The sequence below is a fragment of the Micromonospora sp. NPDC049240 genome (genome assembly GCF_040647835.1).
GTDB lineage: Bacteria > Actinomycetota > Actinomycetes > Mycobacteriales > Micromonosporaceae > Micromonospora.
Genome location: NZ_JBEZCX010000028.1, coordinates 22,194 through 36,318 on the forward strand (window position 1 = coordinate 22,194; position 14,125 = coordinate 36,318).

At 73.0% G+C, this 14,125-nt stretch carries 11 protein-coding genes; 5 read left to right on the forward strand and 6 right to left on the reverse strand.

Features of this window, described 5'->3' with window-relative positions; all coding sequences use genetic code 11:
- The first annotated feature begins 142 nt into the window (after positions 1 to 142).
- The gene (locus tag AB0B02_RS29575; protein ID WP_357305886.1) at positions 143 to 2,116 is read left to right on the forward strand and encodes an acyl-CoA dehydrogenase; all 1,974 of its coding nucleotides are present in this window, start codon (positions 143 to 145) and stop codon (positions 2,114 to 2,116) included.
- Between the two features lie 14 nt (positions 2,117 to 2,130).
- Here AB0B02_RS29575 and AB0B02_RS29580 read toward each other — a convergent pair whose 3' ends face one another.
- Positions 2,131 to 2,979 carry a hypothetical protein gene (locus tag AB0B02_RS29580; protein ID WP_357305889.1) on the reverse strand — a complete coding sequence of 283 codons (849 nt, stop codon included), beginning with the start codon at positions 2,977 to 2,979 and terminating at the stop codon, positions 2,131 to 2,133.
- A gap of 165 nt (positions 2,980 to 3,144) precedes the next feature.
- Between AB0B02_RS29580 and AB0B02_RS29585 the strand changes: the two genes are divergently transcribed.
- A complete protein-coding gene (locus AB0B02_RS29585; RefSeq protein WP_357305892.1) occupies positions 3,145 to 3,594 on the forward strand; it encodes an OsmC family protein in 450 nt (149 codons plus the stop codon).
- A gap of 124 nt (positions 3,595 to 3,718) precedes the next feature.
- On the opposite strand, the gene AB0B02_RS29590 is transcribed toward AB0B02_RS29585, so the two are convergent.
- The 3 genes from AB0B02_RS29590 to AB0B02_RS29600 all read right to left on the reverse strand — a co-directional run bounded on the left by AB0B02_RS29590 (position 3,719) and on the right by AB0B02_RS29600 (position 8,600).
- Positions 3,719 to 4,570 carry a hypothetical protein gene (locus AB0B02_RS29590; RefSeq protein WP_357305895.1) on the reverse strand — a complete coding sequence of 284 codons (852 nt, stop codon included), beginning with the start codon at positions 4,568 to 4,570 and terminating at the stop codon, positions 3,719 to 3,721.
- A 108-nt stretch (positions 4,571 to 4,678) separates the two neighbouring features.
- Positions 4,679 to 6,178: a SulP family inorganic anion transporter gene (locus AB0B02_RS29595; RefSeq protein WP_357305899.1), complete on the reverse strand. Its 1,500-nt coding sequence runs from the start codon at positions 6,176 to 6,178 to the stop codon at positions 4,679 to 4,681.
- A gap of 466 nt (positions 6,179 to 6,644) precedes the next feature.
- A complete protein-coding gene (locus AB0B02_RS29600; RefSeq protein ID WP_357305902.1) occupies positions 6,645 to 8,600 on the reverse strand; it encodes a translation factor GTPase family protein in 1,956 nt (651 codons plus the stop codon).
- Positions 8,601 to 9,000: 400 nt separating this feature from the next.
- Here AB0B02_RS29600 and AB0B02_RS29605 point away from each other — a divergent pair, with 400 nt between their 5' ends.
- Positions 9,001 to 9,315, forward strand: a complete 315-nt coding sequence (locus AB0B02_RS29605; protein ID WP_357305905.1) for a hypothetical protein — start codon at positions 9,001 to 9,003, stop codon at positions 9,313 to 9,315.
- Between the two features lie 532 nt (positions 9,316 to 9,847).
- Positions 9,848 to 10,732: an aminoglycoside phosphotransferase family protein gene (locus AB0B02_RS29610; RefSeq protein WP_357305909.1), complete on the forward strand. Its 885-nt coding sequence runs from the start codon at positions 9,848 to 9,850 to the stop codon at positions 10,730 to 10,732.
- Positions 10,733 to 10,882: 150 nt separating this feature from the next.
- On the opposite strand, the gene AB0B02_RS29615 is transcribed toward AB0B02_RS29610, so the two are convergent.
- Together AB0B02_RS29615 and AB0B02_RS29620 are read right to left on the reverse strand one after the other, a co-directional pair.
- The gene (locus tag AB0B02_RS29615) at positions 10,883 to 11,656 is read right to left on the reverse strand and encodes a hypothetical protein (RefSeq protein WP_357305912.1); all 774 of its coding nucleotides are present in this window, start codon (positions 11,654 to 11,656) and stop codon (positions 10,883 to 10,885) included.
- A gap of 23 nt (positions 11,657 to 11,679) precedes the next feature.
- Positions 11,680 to 13,143 carry an endo-1,4-beta-xylanase gene (locus tag AB0B02_RS29620; protein WP_357305915.1) on the reverse strand — a complete coding sequence of 488 codons (1,464 nt, stop codon included), beginning with the start codon at positions 13,141 to 13,143 and terminating at the stop codon, positions 11,680 to 11,682.
- A gap of 370 nt (positions 13,144 to 13,513) precedes the next feature.
- Between AB0B02_RS29620 and AB0B02_RS29625 the strand changes: the two genes are divergently transcribed.
- Positions 13,514 to 14,125 (forward strand): DedA family protein, encoded by a 612-nt coding sequence (locus AB0B02_RS29625; protein ID WP_357305918.1) that lies wholly within the window; start codon positions 13,514 to 13,516, stop codon positions 14,123 to 14,125.

Genomic DNA, 14,125 nt, shown 5'->3' on the forward strand with positions numbered 1-14,125 from the left:
GGAGCGCTGTTGCGCGGGCGTATGCCTTTTCGATATGCCCGGCGAACCGGTCGCCGTGACGGCTCTCACCACGTCACCGCGGCTGATCAGCGGCGTTCTCCGGGTAGGAGAGGTGGGTATGACGTCGGCATCCGAGGTAGCCATGAGCAACGAGACCGGCCCGGTCGACCCGGCCCGCCTGCGGGCCGTGCTCGACGGCCCGTGGGCCCGGGTCCGCGACGCGCACCGCGAGCACCTCGACGGGCGTTTCCTACCGGTGTACGGCGAGACCGGCGACCAGGCGCGCGAGCGGATCAGCCGGCTGCTCCGCGAACTCCCGGTCGAGCTGGGGATCGGCGGGGGCTTCCCCACCGAGTACGGCGGCGACTCCGACGTCGGCGCCTCGATCGTCGCCATCGAGATGCTGGCCCAGGTCGACCTGTCGCTGATGGTGAAGGCGGGCGTGCAGTGGGGCCTGTTCGGCGGCGCGGTCGCGGCCCTCGGCACCCGGCGCCACCACGACGCCTACCTGCGCGACATCATCGCCGGCGAGGTCTTCGGCTGTTTCGCGATGACGGAGACCGGCCACGGCTCGGACGTCCAGCAACTGCGCACCACCTGCGTGTACGAACCGCGGACGCAGACGTTCGACCTGCACACCCCGCACGAGGCGGCGCGCAAGGACTACATCGGCAACGCGGCCCGCGACGGCCGGATGGCGGTGGTCTTCGCCCAGCTGGTCATCGAGGGGCGGCGACACGGCGTGCACGCCTGGCTGGTCCCGATCCGCGACGCGCACGGCAACCCGCTGCCCGGGGTGACCATCGGCGACGCCGGGCCGAAGGCCGGCCTGCTCGGCGTGGACAACGGGCGCCTCAGCTTCGACCACGTGAGCGTGCCGCGCGACATGCTGCTGGACCGCTACGCCCAGGTCGCGGCGGACGGCACCTACTCCAGCCCGATCGAGAACGACTCCCGGCGCTTCTTCACCATGCTCGGCACCCTGGTCCGCGGCCGGGTGAGCGTCGGCGGCGCCGCCTCGGCGGCCACCAAGGCGGCGCTGACCATCGCGGTGCGCTACGGCGACATCCGCCGCCAGTTCGGCACCCCCGACGCCGACCGGGAGGTGCTGCTCAACGACTACCTGGCCCACCAGCGCAAGCTGCTGCCCGCGCTGGCCACCACGTATGCGCTGACCTTCGCCCAGACCGAGCTGGTGACCGCGCTCAGCGAGGTGCAGGGCGGCGACGGGCCGGTCGACGAGCACCGGCAACGGGAGCTGGAGTCCCGGGCCGCCGGTCTCAAGGCCGCGCAGACCTGGCACGCGACCCGCACCATCCAGATGTGCCGGGAGGCGTGCGGCGGCGCCGGCTACCTGGCCGAGAACCGGCTGCCCGGCCTCAAGGCCGACACCGACGTCTTCACCACGTTCGAGGGCGACAACACGGTGCTGCTGCAGTTGGTGGCCAAGGGACTGCTCACCGGCCACCGCGACGAGTTCGGCTCGTTGGACGGCTGGGGACGCGCCTCCTTCGTCGCCGACCAGATCCGCGACATGGTGCTCGAACGCACCGCCGCGCGTGCGCTCATCGAGCGGCTGACCAGCGCCGTGCCCGGCCGCGACGACGAGGTCGCCGTCACCGACCGCGGCTGGCAGCTCACCGTCTTCGAGGACCGCGAGCGGCACCGCCTCGACGGCGCGGTCCGCCGGCTGCGCAACGGCACCGCCACGAAGAAGGACCGCCCCTTCGACATCTTCAACGACGTGCAGGACCACCTCCTCGCGGTGGCCGCCGCCCACATCGACCGGGTGACGCTCGAGGCGTTCGTCGCCGCCATCGACGCCGCCACGGACCCGGCCGTGCGGGCGCTGCTCTCCCGGGTCTGCGACCTCTACGCGCTCAGCGTCGTCGAGGCCGACAAGGGCTGGCTGCTGGAGCACGGCCGGCTCACCCCGGCCCGCGCCAAGGCGATCACCGCGGTGGTGAACGGTCTGCTGAAGGAGTTGCGCCCGCACCTGCGGACGCTCGTGGACGGCTTCGCCATCCCGGACGCCTGGCTGCACTGCGCCGTCCTGCGCGAGGAACCCGACCGGCAGGAGACCATGGCCGTCCACGACGCCGCCACCACCACCTGACGCGCCCGCGCCGCCTACCGACTCATCGCGAAGCTGACGGCCCAGACGACGGCGAGGGAGGCCACCCCGACCACTGCGGCCCACAGCGCACACCCCATCCCGTACGCGCGGTCGCCGACGAGTTTCCGTTCGGTCTCCGTGGGCTCCCGGCTCACGGCGAGGTAGCGGCCGGTTCTCGGCAGCGTGAGCGCGGCGACGCCGCCGTCGAGGATCGCCGGCCTGCCGATGACGTGCAGCGGAAGGCCCGGGGGCACGACCTGCTCGACCACCCACACGCGGTCTACGCGCCGCGCCGCGTCCGCCGGGACCAGCCCGCGGTCGATGAGGTCCTGGAGCCACCGGCCGTGGCGGCGAGGACTGGTGGTCTTCTCACCGACGACGGTCCGCACCGGCGTGGGACCGTCGTGCGCCACCGGCAGCCGCGTCTGCGCCCACACGGACAGCCGCGGATCGTCGACGGCCGCCTGGAGGAGCCGCGCCGACACCACGGCGGTGCCGGTGCCGTCGGCCACCCCGAACAGGTCCCCCGCGGACTGCTCCCACAACACATTCGTACTGGTGAGCGGCGGGTCGCCGGCGCTGTCGACCGTGTAGACGGTGGTGCGGAACCAGACCGCCTCGACGCCGGACAGCGGCGCGACCACCAGCCCGGCGGGCCCCGGCGCGGTCTCGCCGTACACGGCGAACCGCCGGGGCAGTCGGGCGTCCGGGCGCAGCGCGGCACACGGGGAGACCGGGTGCTGGCGGACCCACCGGTGCTGGCGGCCCTCCGACACGGCCAGGGCCAGCAGCACCGGCGCCAGCACCAACATGGCGTATCCGACGAATCCCAGGATCGCGACGACGACCGTCAGGAAGGTCACGCGGCCAGGGTAGACATCGACCACCACCGCCATGTCGCGCCGGGGGGTGGGGGCCAACCCCCGGTGCGACATCGGGTGCCAACCTCCTTGTCCCGGCCCTCCGCCGGCTTCCCGGACGTCACGTTCGTCCGCTGACGGCGCCGGCCGCCGGGTAGGTTCGCGGGCATGAGTGACGACACCTTCCGCTCGGTGGAGATCGAGCGCACCGCCCTCGGCACCTACACCGTGCGGAATCCCCGTGGTGGGTCGGTCTCCATCGGCTCCGGCCAGAACGACACATTCACGCCGGTGGAACTGCTGCTGGCCGCCATCGGCGGGTGCACCGCCGTCGACGTCGACCACATCACCAGCCGCCGCGCCGAGCCGGACCGATTCACCGTCGAGGTCACCGGCGAGAAGATCCGCGACGAGGCCGGCGGCAATCGGATGCGCGACCTCCGGGTGGAGTTCACCGTGACCTTCCCGGAGGGACCGGACGGCGACCGGGCGCGCGAGGCGCTGCCCCGGTCACTGCGTCAGTCGCACGACCGGCTCTGCACCGTCTCCCGCACCGTCCAGCTCGGCACGCCCGTCACGATCGTCGACGTCGCCGGGACGGGCACGGCCGAGGAGTGACCGAGCCGGCCCCGGTCGTCATCGGGCGTCACGGCGGCGACCCGGTTCGCGACGCGCCTCCGCCGGTCGAGGCCATCGGTCACCGCGAATGACGTGTCCGGGCCGGCCGTCCCGGTCGCCGGCCTCAGCGCCGGGCGCCACCGGGTCGGCCCCGGCCGGCCGCGGAGGACCGGCGACCGCCGCCCGCGGCGCGCACCACCGGGGCCGCGCCCGCCCCGGGGCGGAAGTCCCGCGCGACGCCGGCCACCATCTCGTCGGGATCGCGACCGAGCGCCCGACGGATGTCCGCCGGGATCAGCTCCGACCTCGCCATCGCCATCCGCACCTGCACCGCGCGATCGTCGAGCAGGAGTCGCAGGTCCGCCTCGTCCAGTTCGACGGCGAGCACCAGCGCGGCGCGGACGTCCGCCACCGGGTCCTGCGCGAGCGCGCGGCGCTGGGTCGCGGTGGTCCGCGGGTTTCGGGCCAGCCCCTTGCGCACGCGTGCGGTGCGGTCGGCCATCAGGGCCGTGATCGTGTCGGGGTCGTGGGTGTGGGTGGCGAGTCGTTCCCGTACCTCGGGCGAGACGTCGTCGACCAGCCGCGCGGCCAGCTCGGGCTCCAGCTCGCGGCGCTCCGCGAGGAGACCGCGCAGCTCCTTGTCCGGGGCGTCCGCCATCGCCCGGCGGACCGACTCGTCGCAGGCCGGGTTGCCGGCGACCGCCCAGCGGACCCAGCGGTCGGCGTCCTTCACGAGTCGCAGGAGGTTGCCCACCGAGGTCGAGGGGTTCCGCGCCACCGCCTCCCGGACGTGCCGGTCATGGTCGCGGGCCAGCGGTCGCAGGGCCTGTGCCGGCGCGTCGGGGCGGGTCGCGACCGCCTTGCGGACCGCGGCGGACGGGTCGGACGCCAGGTCGATGAGGGTCATCTGGGAGGTGGCGGGGTCCTGCGCGAGGGCAAGCCGCGCATCGACACCCGCCCCGGTCGCGTCGCTCACGCCGTGTTGTCCGCCTACGTCCCGCTGCTCGCCCATGGGCGTCATCATGTCACGGCCCGGTTTCCGCTCCGCGCGCCCTGACCAGCGCTTCGACGGGGCCGGTGCCGGTCAGTCCCGGCCGTCGGGCGGGCCGTCCGGGGTCCCGTCCGCGGCGGCGACCCGCACCAGGACGCCCGCGCTGCGGTTGTGCGTCTCGATCCAGGTGGTCAGCGCCGCCCGGCAGGCGAGGTCGACGTGCCGCAGACCGCCCAGGTCGAGGTGTACGGGCCGGCTGGTCGGCAGCGCGTTGAGCGCGGTGAGGATCGTGGGCAGTCGCAGGAAGGTGGCGTTGCCGGTGAGCGTGACGTCGATCGGGCCGGTCCCCCCGTCGGCCACCGCCACCCGTACGTGGGAGGTCTCCCAGGCGGTCTTGACGATGGCCAGGCCGAGGCCGACGAGCACCCCGACGAACAGGTCGGTAAGGAGGATGACGAGCGCGGTCACGAGCAGCACCAGCGCCTCCCCCCGGTGCCCCCGCCACAGCTCCGGCATCGACCGCAACGGCAGCAGCTTCGTCCCGGCGTGGATGAGCACGGCGGCCAGGGCGGGCAACGGGATCAGCTCGATCAGGCCGGGTGCGGCGGCGGCGAACAGCAGCAGCCACACCCCGTGCAGGACACGGGAGGCCTTGGTTCGCGCGCCGGCCCGCACGTTGGCGGAGCTGCGCACGATGACCGCGGTCATCGGCAGCGCGCCGAGCATTCCGCAGACCGCGTTGCCGGCGCCCTGCGCCATCAGCTCCTTGTCGAAGTCGGTACGCGGTCCGTGGTGGAGCCGGTCCACCGCCGCGGCGCTGAACAGGCTCTCCGCCGACGCGATCAGGGTGAACGTGGCGACGCTGGCCAGCACGCTCAGCTCCGTCAGCATGGTCCAGTGTCCGAGCGACGGCTGCACGGCCGGGAGCAACCCCTCCACCGTGATCGTCGCCACCGGCAGACGCAGGACGCCGGCCGTCGCGGCGGCGACCATGACCGCGACCAGCGCTCCGGGCACCCTCCGCAGTCGGTCCGGCAGCCGGTCCCACGAGAGCATGACCAGGAGCGTGACCACGCCGACGGCCAGTGACGTCCGCACCGTGGTGGAGCCGAGGATGCCGCTCCACAGCGCGGGCAGGCCGGTGAACTTCCCGACCCCGGACCGGGGCGCCTCCCGCCCGGACAGCACGTAGAGCTGGCCGACGACAAGCAGCAGGCCGATGCCGGCGAGCATGCCCTGCACCACGGCCACGGAGATGGCCCGGAACCAGCGGCCGAGTCGGAGGAAACCCAGGATCACCTGGATCAGGCCGGCGACCAGGACGACCGTGCCGAGGCCACCGAGGCCGTGCCGGCTCACCGCGTCGGCGACCAGCACGGTCAGGCCGGCGGCGGGGCCGCTGACCTGCATGCTGCTGCCGGGCAGGCAGCCGACGACGAGACCGCCGACGATGCCGGTGACCAGGCCCAGTTCGGCCGGTACGCCGGAGGCGACGGCGATGCCCACGCAGAGCGGGAGCGCGACGAGGAAGACGACGACGGAGGCGGACAGGTCGGCGCCCACGGTGCGCCAGGACAGGGTCGGAGACGACATCGTTCACATCCGGAGAGAGTGGACGGACAACTGGTGGTCCCCGGGACGCAGGGCGGCGGAAACGGTGTCACCGGCGGGCACGGACCGCTATTCGACCGCCCCCGGAGGAACAACATTGCGCCAATGATGAATACGCCGGAGGTGGCGCGACAGCGCGCCGGAAAGGAGATTTCCTCGCCTCCGTCGGGCGGGGCCGGGCGGGCTATCCACCCGGGTCGACGATTCATGGTCCCATGCGGCTCGTCCTCCTCCCGTCGTCGCATCGGCGCTGGTGAGGGGCAGTGCCGGCGACATCGGAGCGATCAGAGAACCGCTTTCCGCCTTTCTGCTACGCCCCTCCGGCAACCCCCGACAATATATCGAGATAAATATTATTCGCACAGCACGCAGCCGCTCGAATCACCATTCAGGGCCCGACCCGAGCGCGTCGGACCCGAGGGGAGGGCGGCACGTCGCCCGGTCGGAGCTACCGGGGCACGGCCCGGAACCACTCGTCCCGGACGGCCGGGTCGGTTCCACGCCTGGGCAACGTCGGCGGCTCCGCACCGGTGACCGGCGCATAGTGGTCGAAGGTGGTGGTCAGCACCGCCTCACCACCGGTGAGGTCGGGAAGGGCCGCCACGACCTGCGGCACCCGCGCCGTCGGCAGGGTGCCGCTCACCTCGAGGTACCCGCCGGCGACGGCGGTGTCGTGGACGATCGCGCCGACCCGACCGAGCAGCGCCAGCACCGTCTCCACCGCCTGCTGCGGAAGGTTGACGTCGAAGCGCTCGATCGGCTGGCACACCCGGGTGCCGGCCCGGCGCAGCGCCGCGGCGACCACCACCGGGGCGAGGTTGCGGAAGTCCGCCGCCACCGTCGAGATGGACTTGTCGAACTTCTGGTGCGGCCGGCTCTGCCGCGGCCAGTACCGGGACGCCGTCATGGTGACCGTGCAGTCGGTGACCGGCCAGCCGTGCCGGCCCTGCCGCAGCCCGGCCCGCACGCCCTCCTCCGTGGCGGCGACGAACGCCGGCGGAAGCCGGCCGGGCTCGACCCCCGGGCGGAACTCGACGCCGTGCCCCACCGGCGCGGCGTCGACGCGCAACCCCAGCCCGGCCAGGTACGGGTTGCCCCGCTCCTGCACCCGCTCCTCGGCGGCGCCGGTGCCGACGACCCGTTCGATGCAGGCCGTCAGCGTGCCGGAGAACCGCACCCGGACGCCGTACCGGTCCGCCATGAGCGCGGCCAGCACCTCCTTCTGGACCTCGCCGTGCAGGCGGATCACCGCCTCCGCCTGCCGCTCGTCGAGCCGCAGGTCCACCAGCGGATCCTCGTCGGCCAGCTCGGCCAGGCCGGCGAACATCGCCAGGCGCTGGTCCGGGTCGACCGGCTCGACGACCGCCTGCCGGGTCGGTGGCGGGAACCGGTAGGCGTGCCGCCGCGGCGGGTCCCCGAGGTGCTGACCGATCCGGGCCGACACGCCGCGCACCGCGGCGATCTGCCCGGCGGACACCGAGGGGCGCACCAGGACGCCGGCGGGCTCGGTGACGGCGATCTGGGTCACCGTCTGGGGGCGCGCCCCTTCGAGCCGCACCCGGTCACGCACCCGGAGCTGCCCGGACCACAACCGCAGCCAGGCCCGCCGGCCCTGGCCGTCCCGGTCGACGGCGAAGACCGTGCCCGCCGTCGGCCCGTCCCGCTGCTCGTCGCACGGCAGCAGGTCGGCCACGAGGCGGCACAACTGCCGTACCCCGGCGCCGGTGATCGCCGAGCCGCACGCCACCGGGCTGAGGTCGCCGCGCCGCACCGCGGCCCGGATCGCGCGCCGGACGTCGCGGACGCGTACCGGCTCGTCCGTCAGCCAGCGGGCCGCCACCGCGTCGTCGACCTCCGCCACGGCCTCCACCACCGATTCGGCGTCGAGGCCCACGGCCCGTACCCGGGCGTCGCGCGTGCCCTGGCCGGCGACCGCGGTGAGCACGACCGGGCACGCGCCGAGTCGCCGGCGCACCTGGGCCGCCACCCGGTCGACGTCGGCGCCGCGACGGTCCACCTTGTTGAGGAAGAACACCGTCGGCACGCCGATGCGCCGCAGCGCCCGCCAGATGGCGACCGTCTGCGGCTGGACACCCTCCACGCTCGACACCACGAGCACGGCGGCGTCCAACACGGCGAGCGAACGCTCGACCTCCGCGATGAAGTCGGGGTGACCGGGGGTGTCCACCAGGTTGACGCTCAGGTCACCGAGCGCGATCGAGGTGACCGCCGCCCGGATGGTGATGCCGCGTCGACGCTCCAACTCCATCGAGTCGGTCCGCGTCGTGCCGGCGTCGACACTGCCGGGGTGGGAGACCGCGCCGGCCTCGTAGAGCAGGCGTTCGGTCAGGCTGGTCTTTCCGGCGTCAACATGGGCGACGATTCCGAGGTTCAACAGGGCCAAGGCAGAACTCCACGGTGGGACGGTCCAGGGTCCGGGGCGTGGAATCCGCTCGCATCGTCACTCCTCGTCGTCGTGGTGGCCGGTGCCCGCCGGGTGCGGCGGGGAGCATGGCCAGGTTCGCAAGCCCGAGGCGACCGCCACAACCGAATTCGCCGGCAGGCCGATTCCAGCTCGCGATCACCGGTCGGCGAAGGACCGCCGGCCCGGCCGGCTCGGTTGTCGACGATGTCGTGTTGCCGGCGCCGTTCGGACCGACCAGGCCGAAGAACGAAGCCTGCGGCCCCACGAGATCGACGTGGTCGACGGCACGGCGATCGCGGGGATCGGCGCCGACCAATACAATCCGACGGATCGGTGCCCGCGGGGCACATCCGTGCACCACGATCGAGTGGAGGAACTGATGACCGTTCGACGACTGCTGTCGCGCACGATGGCGGCCTGCCTCGCGGCGACGACGCTGACGGCCCTGGCGCCGGCCGGGACGGCGCAGGCGGCGTGCACGACGAGCAGCTTCACCGTCGTCTGGGACTACGCGGGCATGTACACCGAGCCGAACGAGTCCACGTTGTACGGCACCCGCCGCTACGGGCAGGTCGTCACCGGCCCGACCGGCAACACCGCCAACGGCTGGACGCTCACCTACGACTACTGGAACGGCCTGGCGCTGTGGGCGTACATGAAGGACGGCGCGTTGCAGTACCGCGGCTGCGCCTGAGCGGCCTCCGGTCAGCAGCCGAGCCGCTTGCTGGACAGGGCGACGTCGTCGACGCTGGTCATCGCGGCGGCGTCAGCGGCTCGAACCTGGCCAGCCACGAGTCGTACCGGCCTTCGAGCCTGCTGGTGCCGACGGCGGACACACCCGAATCCTTCGAGCGGGCTTCGAGAACGCGATGTCGCGCTTCACGAGCGGTCAGGAACCGGTTGACCGATCACCCCCGGGACGCGAGCCATCACATTGGAGCATGTCGACCTTTCAGGAATGGTGCCGCGCCCCTACCCTAGGCCCAGCAGCGTCGCAGTGACGTCGCCGCTGCGACGAACCGGCCCACGCACTGCGACTCAGCCGTCGAATAGCCATGGTCGGCGGTCGTCCACCGGACTCTGCCGGGTGGCGACGCTCGGGCCGGATCCGGCGTGGTCGCCCGATACCGCATGTCACACGCTGCGGATCCCGCGGCGGCGGAGCAAAGGCGCGCCGAATCGAATTGGATTGACGGGCCCACCGAGTTGTTCCTACGGTCGCTCCGATGCGCCCCGGAGAGATCGTCGTAACTGTCGAGCAGGTTCGCGCCCTGGTCGACGAGCAGTTCCCCGAATGGTCGCGCCTGCTGATCGACGCGCAGCCGCTGACCGGCACCGACAACGCGTTGTTTCGGCTCGGCGATTCCCTGACCGCACGGCTGCCCCGGGCACCGTGGGCGGTCGACCAGGTGACGACCGACACGACCTGGTTGCCGAAGCTGGCGCCGCGGCTGCCGGTGCCGGTACCCGCCCCGGTCGCGGTCGGCCGGCCCGCCGGGGACTACCCGTGGCCGTGGACGGTCGTCCCGTGGCTGGACGGGCACAACCCGGAGAACGGGCAGGACCTCGTGGACCTCGCCGTCGACCTCGCCGGCTTCGTCCGCGCGATGATCGCGATCGACCCGATGGGCGGGCCGGTCAAGGAGGGGATCCAACGCGGTGTGCCGTTGGCGCAACGGGACGAACTCACCCGTCGATCGATCGCGGAGTTGGGTGATCGGATCGACGGGCGCGCGGTGACCGCGGCCTGGGACGAGGCGATGGCGGTCGACGAGTGGCCCGGTCCGCCGGTGTGGCTGCACGGTGACCTCCTGGCGGGCAACCTTTTGGTCGACCGGGGCAGGCTCACCGGGGTGATCGACTTCGGTGCTCTCGGCCTCGGCGATCCGGCGGTCGAGGTCCGGCCGGGGTGGAGCCTGTTCGACGCCCGCGCGCGGGCCGCCTACCGGGAGGCGCTCGGCTTCGACGAGGCGACCTGGGTACGCGGTTGGGCCTGGATGCTGTCCGGCTCGCTCTACTGGCTGGCCGACCTGTGGGAGTCGATAGGCCCAGCCGACCGCGAGGACACGATTCGCTACCTCGACTACATCGTGCGGCACCGCCATGACTGATCCGCGGTCCCTGGAGGGCTCTGCGGCTGGCGGACGCCGCGTTGCGCTACCGCGGCTGCGCCGGAGCGGCGTCCGGCCGCGTCCCCGACCTCTGTGAGCGGAACGCCTGGCCGGTGAGCACCGGCCAGGCGTTCCGTCGGCGGGGTCCGGTCAGCAGCCGAGCCGCTTGCTGGACAGGGCGACGTCGTCGATCCAGAGGTCGAACTCGCCCGGCGTGGTGCCGCCCTGGTAGAGCTGCCAGCCGATCTTCACGGTGTCGACCGTCGGCAGGACGAAGGGCACGTCGTTGCCGCCGTGTTCGGTCGTCGACGCGGTCAGCTCCGGGTTCGCCACGCCGTCGATCCACACCGCGACCCGGTTGTCCGTCTCGTCCAGCCGCCACTCGACGCACTGCCAGGTGTCCTCGGTGACCGGGGCGGACTCCCGCCAGTTGGTCCAGTCGCCGGTCGGGCCACCGTCCGCGCCGATCCCCCAGAAGGTGCCGGGGACCGTGGGCGCGTACTGGCCGCCGACCGGGCGGACGACCTCCGCGCTGCCGGCGCCGGTCACCTCCACCAACGTGAAGTGCGCCCAGTCCGGGGCGGTGGGGAACGCGTCGACGCGCAGCCGCATCCGGCCGTAGAGGCGGTTACCCGGCGCGGCGACGTCGTCCACGCGCAGGAAGGCGCGCCCGTTGTCGACCGTGTGGACGTGCAGCACCTGGTTGCCCCGGCGGGCCCGCTCGACGGTGAGCGTGCCGTGGCGGGTGTCGACGCCCCACTTCAGCGTGCTGGGCCCGCCCGGTGGCAGTCGCTCGAAGTCCTCGCAGAAGAGCAGGCCGCGGGGGCACGAACGCGGGGCGGCGGTCGACGCGCCGGCCGGCCCGCTGCCGGCGACGGTGCCCAGCGTCAGGGCGGCGGCGAACACCGCGAGGAACCTACGCATGATCATCCTCCACGTGTCGTCGGTCAGGGGCTGGTGCAGGAGAGGCCACCGGGGGCAGCGTTGCTGCTGCCGTTGACCAGGAATCCGAAGGTGGTCGAGGCGTTCGCGCCGAGGGACCCGTTGTAGTCGGCGTTGCGGACGCCGACCGTGCCGCTGGTGCCGGTGTTGACGCCGTTCCAGACGTTGGCGATGGTCTGCCCGCCGGCCAGCGTCAGCCGCACGGTCCAGCCGGTGAGCGTGGTGGAACCGTTGTTGGTCACGGTCACCTCGCCCTGGAAGCCGCCGTTCCAGCTGTTGACCATGCGGTACGTCGCGGTGCACGCGCCGGGCTGCCCGGTGGCGGGCGGCGTGGTCGGCGGGGTGGTGGTCGGTGGCACGGTGGTCGGCGGGGTCGTGGTCGGCGGCGCGGTGGTCGGCCGCGGGGTCGTGCCCGGCACCGTGGTGGAGGCGGCGTTGAGAGCGTCGCGCACGGCGCCGTACGCCGCCTTGGGGTTGCTGTTGCGGTCGAACAGCAGCGGGTTCTCGTTGCCACGCCAGGAGTCGCTGTCCCGGATGCCCCACGTCGTGATGCCGACGCAGCGGGGCACGTTCATGCAGGCCTGGGTGAGGCCCTGGTACTGGCTGGTCGAGGCGTTGGTGACGTCGGCCTCGGTCAGCGCCACGTCGACGCCGAGGGCGGCGAAGCTCGACAGCGTGGTCTGGAAGGTGGACGGCAGCGAACTGCCACCGGTGAAGTGGGTCTGCAGACCGACGCAGTCGACCGGGACGCCCCGGGCCTTGAAGTCCTTGATCATGTTGTAGACGCCCTGCGTCTTGGCGTACGTCCAGTTCTCGATGTTGTAGTCGTTGTAGCAGAGCTTGACGCCCGGGTCGGCGGCGCGCGCGGTCCGGAACGCCACCTCGATCCAGTCGTTGCCGGTGGACTGCAGGTTCGACGACCGCCGGCTGCCGTTCTCGGCGAACGCCTCGTTCACCACGTCCCAGTAGGCCAGCTTGCCCCGGTAGTGGGCCATCACGCCGTTGATGTGGTCGATCATCGCCTGCCGCAGGGCGCTGCCGCTGAGGCTTCCCCAGAACCTCGGCTGCTGGGCGTGCCAGGCCAACGTGTGACCGCGGACCCGCATGCCGTGCTGGGTGGCCCAGTTGTAGATCGCGTCACCGGCCCGGAAGTCGAACTGGCCCGGGTTGGGCTCGGTCGCGTCGGGCTTCATCTCGTTGACGGCCGTCATCATGTCGAACTCACGGTTCGCGATGGTCAGGAAGCCCGAGTCGGTGAGCCGGTCACCGCCCATCGCGGCGCCGAAGTACCGGCCGCTGCGCTCGGCCGCGGCCTTCAGGGTGGTTCCGGGCGGTCCGCTGAGATCGGCGCGGGCGAAGGTGGCCACGGCCATCGAGGACACCGTGACCGCCAGGGCGCAGGCGCCGCCCAGGAGCAGCCTGGCGGCGCTCCTGCTCCGGCGTCGCGGTCGATCGGGTACGTCGTTCATCTGTGCCTACTCCTCGGTGAGCGGTCTGGTCCGTTGCCGCGCACGGCACGGGATCCGGCCGGTCGACGGTCGGCGTGCCGCGCTCGCGGCGGGACCAGCACGCGGCAGGTGACGCCGTCGTGGCGTCCACCCGGCCGCGTCCGAATCGGTGACCACCGGCCGGCTACCCGGTCCGCCCGGTGGATGGCGAACACTCCGCGTCGTACGCCCGGTCGGAGTGACGCTGCCCTGCCGCGATGCTATATCGAATCAATTCGATGCGCGACAGGCCCCCGTCCCCGGCGGGGTGAGCCGGCAGCCGGGACCATCGGCCGACGCTTGCGCCGGCTAGGCTCGTCGACGTGGTGGGCCGCCTTCCCGGGACCGGCCGGTGAGCCCGTTCCGGCTGCTCACCGACCTGGTGAGCCACTACGGCTACCCGGGGCTCGCCCTGCTCGTCGGCGTGGAGGGCTTCGGCGTCCCGGCGCCAGGCCAGACCGCGATCGTCCTCGCCGCCGGGTACGCGTCCCACGGCCGGCTGAGCGTCGTCGCCGTGGCGGCCACCGCGTTCCTGGCCGCGGTGGCCGGGGACAGCATCGGCTACCTGATCGGCCGCCACGGCGGCCGCCGGCTCGTCCTGCACCACGGCCGCCGCCTGCGTCTGGACCCGGACCGGTTCGCCCGGCTGGAGGCGGTGATGAGCCGCCACGGCCCGAAGCTCGTCGCCGCCGCCCGCTTCGTCGACGGTCTGCGGCAGCTCAACGGGGTCGTCGCCGGCACCACCGGCATGCCGTGGCGGCGCTTCGTGGCCTACAACGCGCTCGGCGCCGCCGCCTGGGTGGGGCTGTGGACGACGGCCGGCTACCTGACCGGCGACCACCTGCGGGCCGTCCTCGTGGACCTGCACCGGTTCGGGTGGTACCTGGTCGCCGGTGCGGTCGTTCTCACGCTCGCCTACGTCGGCCGGCGACTGGCCCGCCGCCGGGGCGGCGACGCGTCGTAG

Excerpts from the sequence above, each read along its gene's own strand:
- AB0B02_RS29605 (WP_357305905.1), top strand. The coding sequence starts at position 9,001 with ATGACCGTTCGACGACTGCTGTCGCGCACGATGGCGGCCTGCCTCGCG.
- AB0B02_RS29585 (WP_357305892.1), top strand. The coding sequence starts at position 3,145 with ATGAGTGACGACACCTTCCGCTCGGTGGAGATCGAGCGCACCGCCCTC.
- AB0B02_RS29575 (WP_357305886.1), top strand. The coding sequence starts at position 143 with ATGAGCAACGAGACCGGCCCGGTCGACCCGGCCCGCCTGCGGGCCGTG.
- AB0B02_RS29595 (WP_357305899.1), bottom strand. The coding sequence starts at position 6,178 with ATGTCGTCTCCGACCCTGTCCTGGCGCACCGTGGGCGCCGACCTGTCC.
- AB0B02_RS29610 (WP_357305909.1), top strand. The coding sequence starts at position 9,848 with ATGCGCCCCGGAGAGATCGTCGTAACTGTCGAGCAGGTTCGCGCCCTG.
- AB0B02_RS29620 (WP_357305915.1), bottom strand. The coding sequence starts at position 13,143 with ATGAACGACGTACCCGATCGACCGCGACGCCGGAGCAGGAGCGCCGCC.
- AB0B02_RS29615 (WP_357305912.1), bottom strand. The coding sequence starts at position 11,656 with ATGCGTAGGTTCCTCGCGGTGTTCGCCGCCGCCCTGACGCTGGGCACC.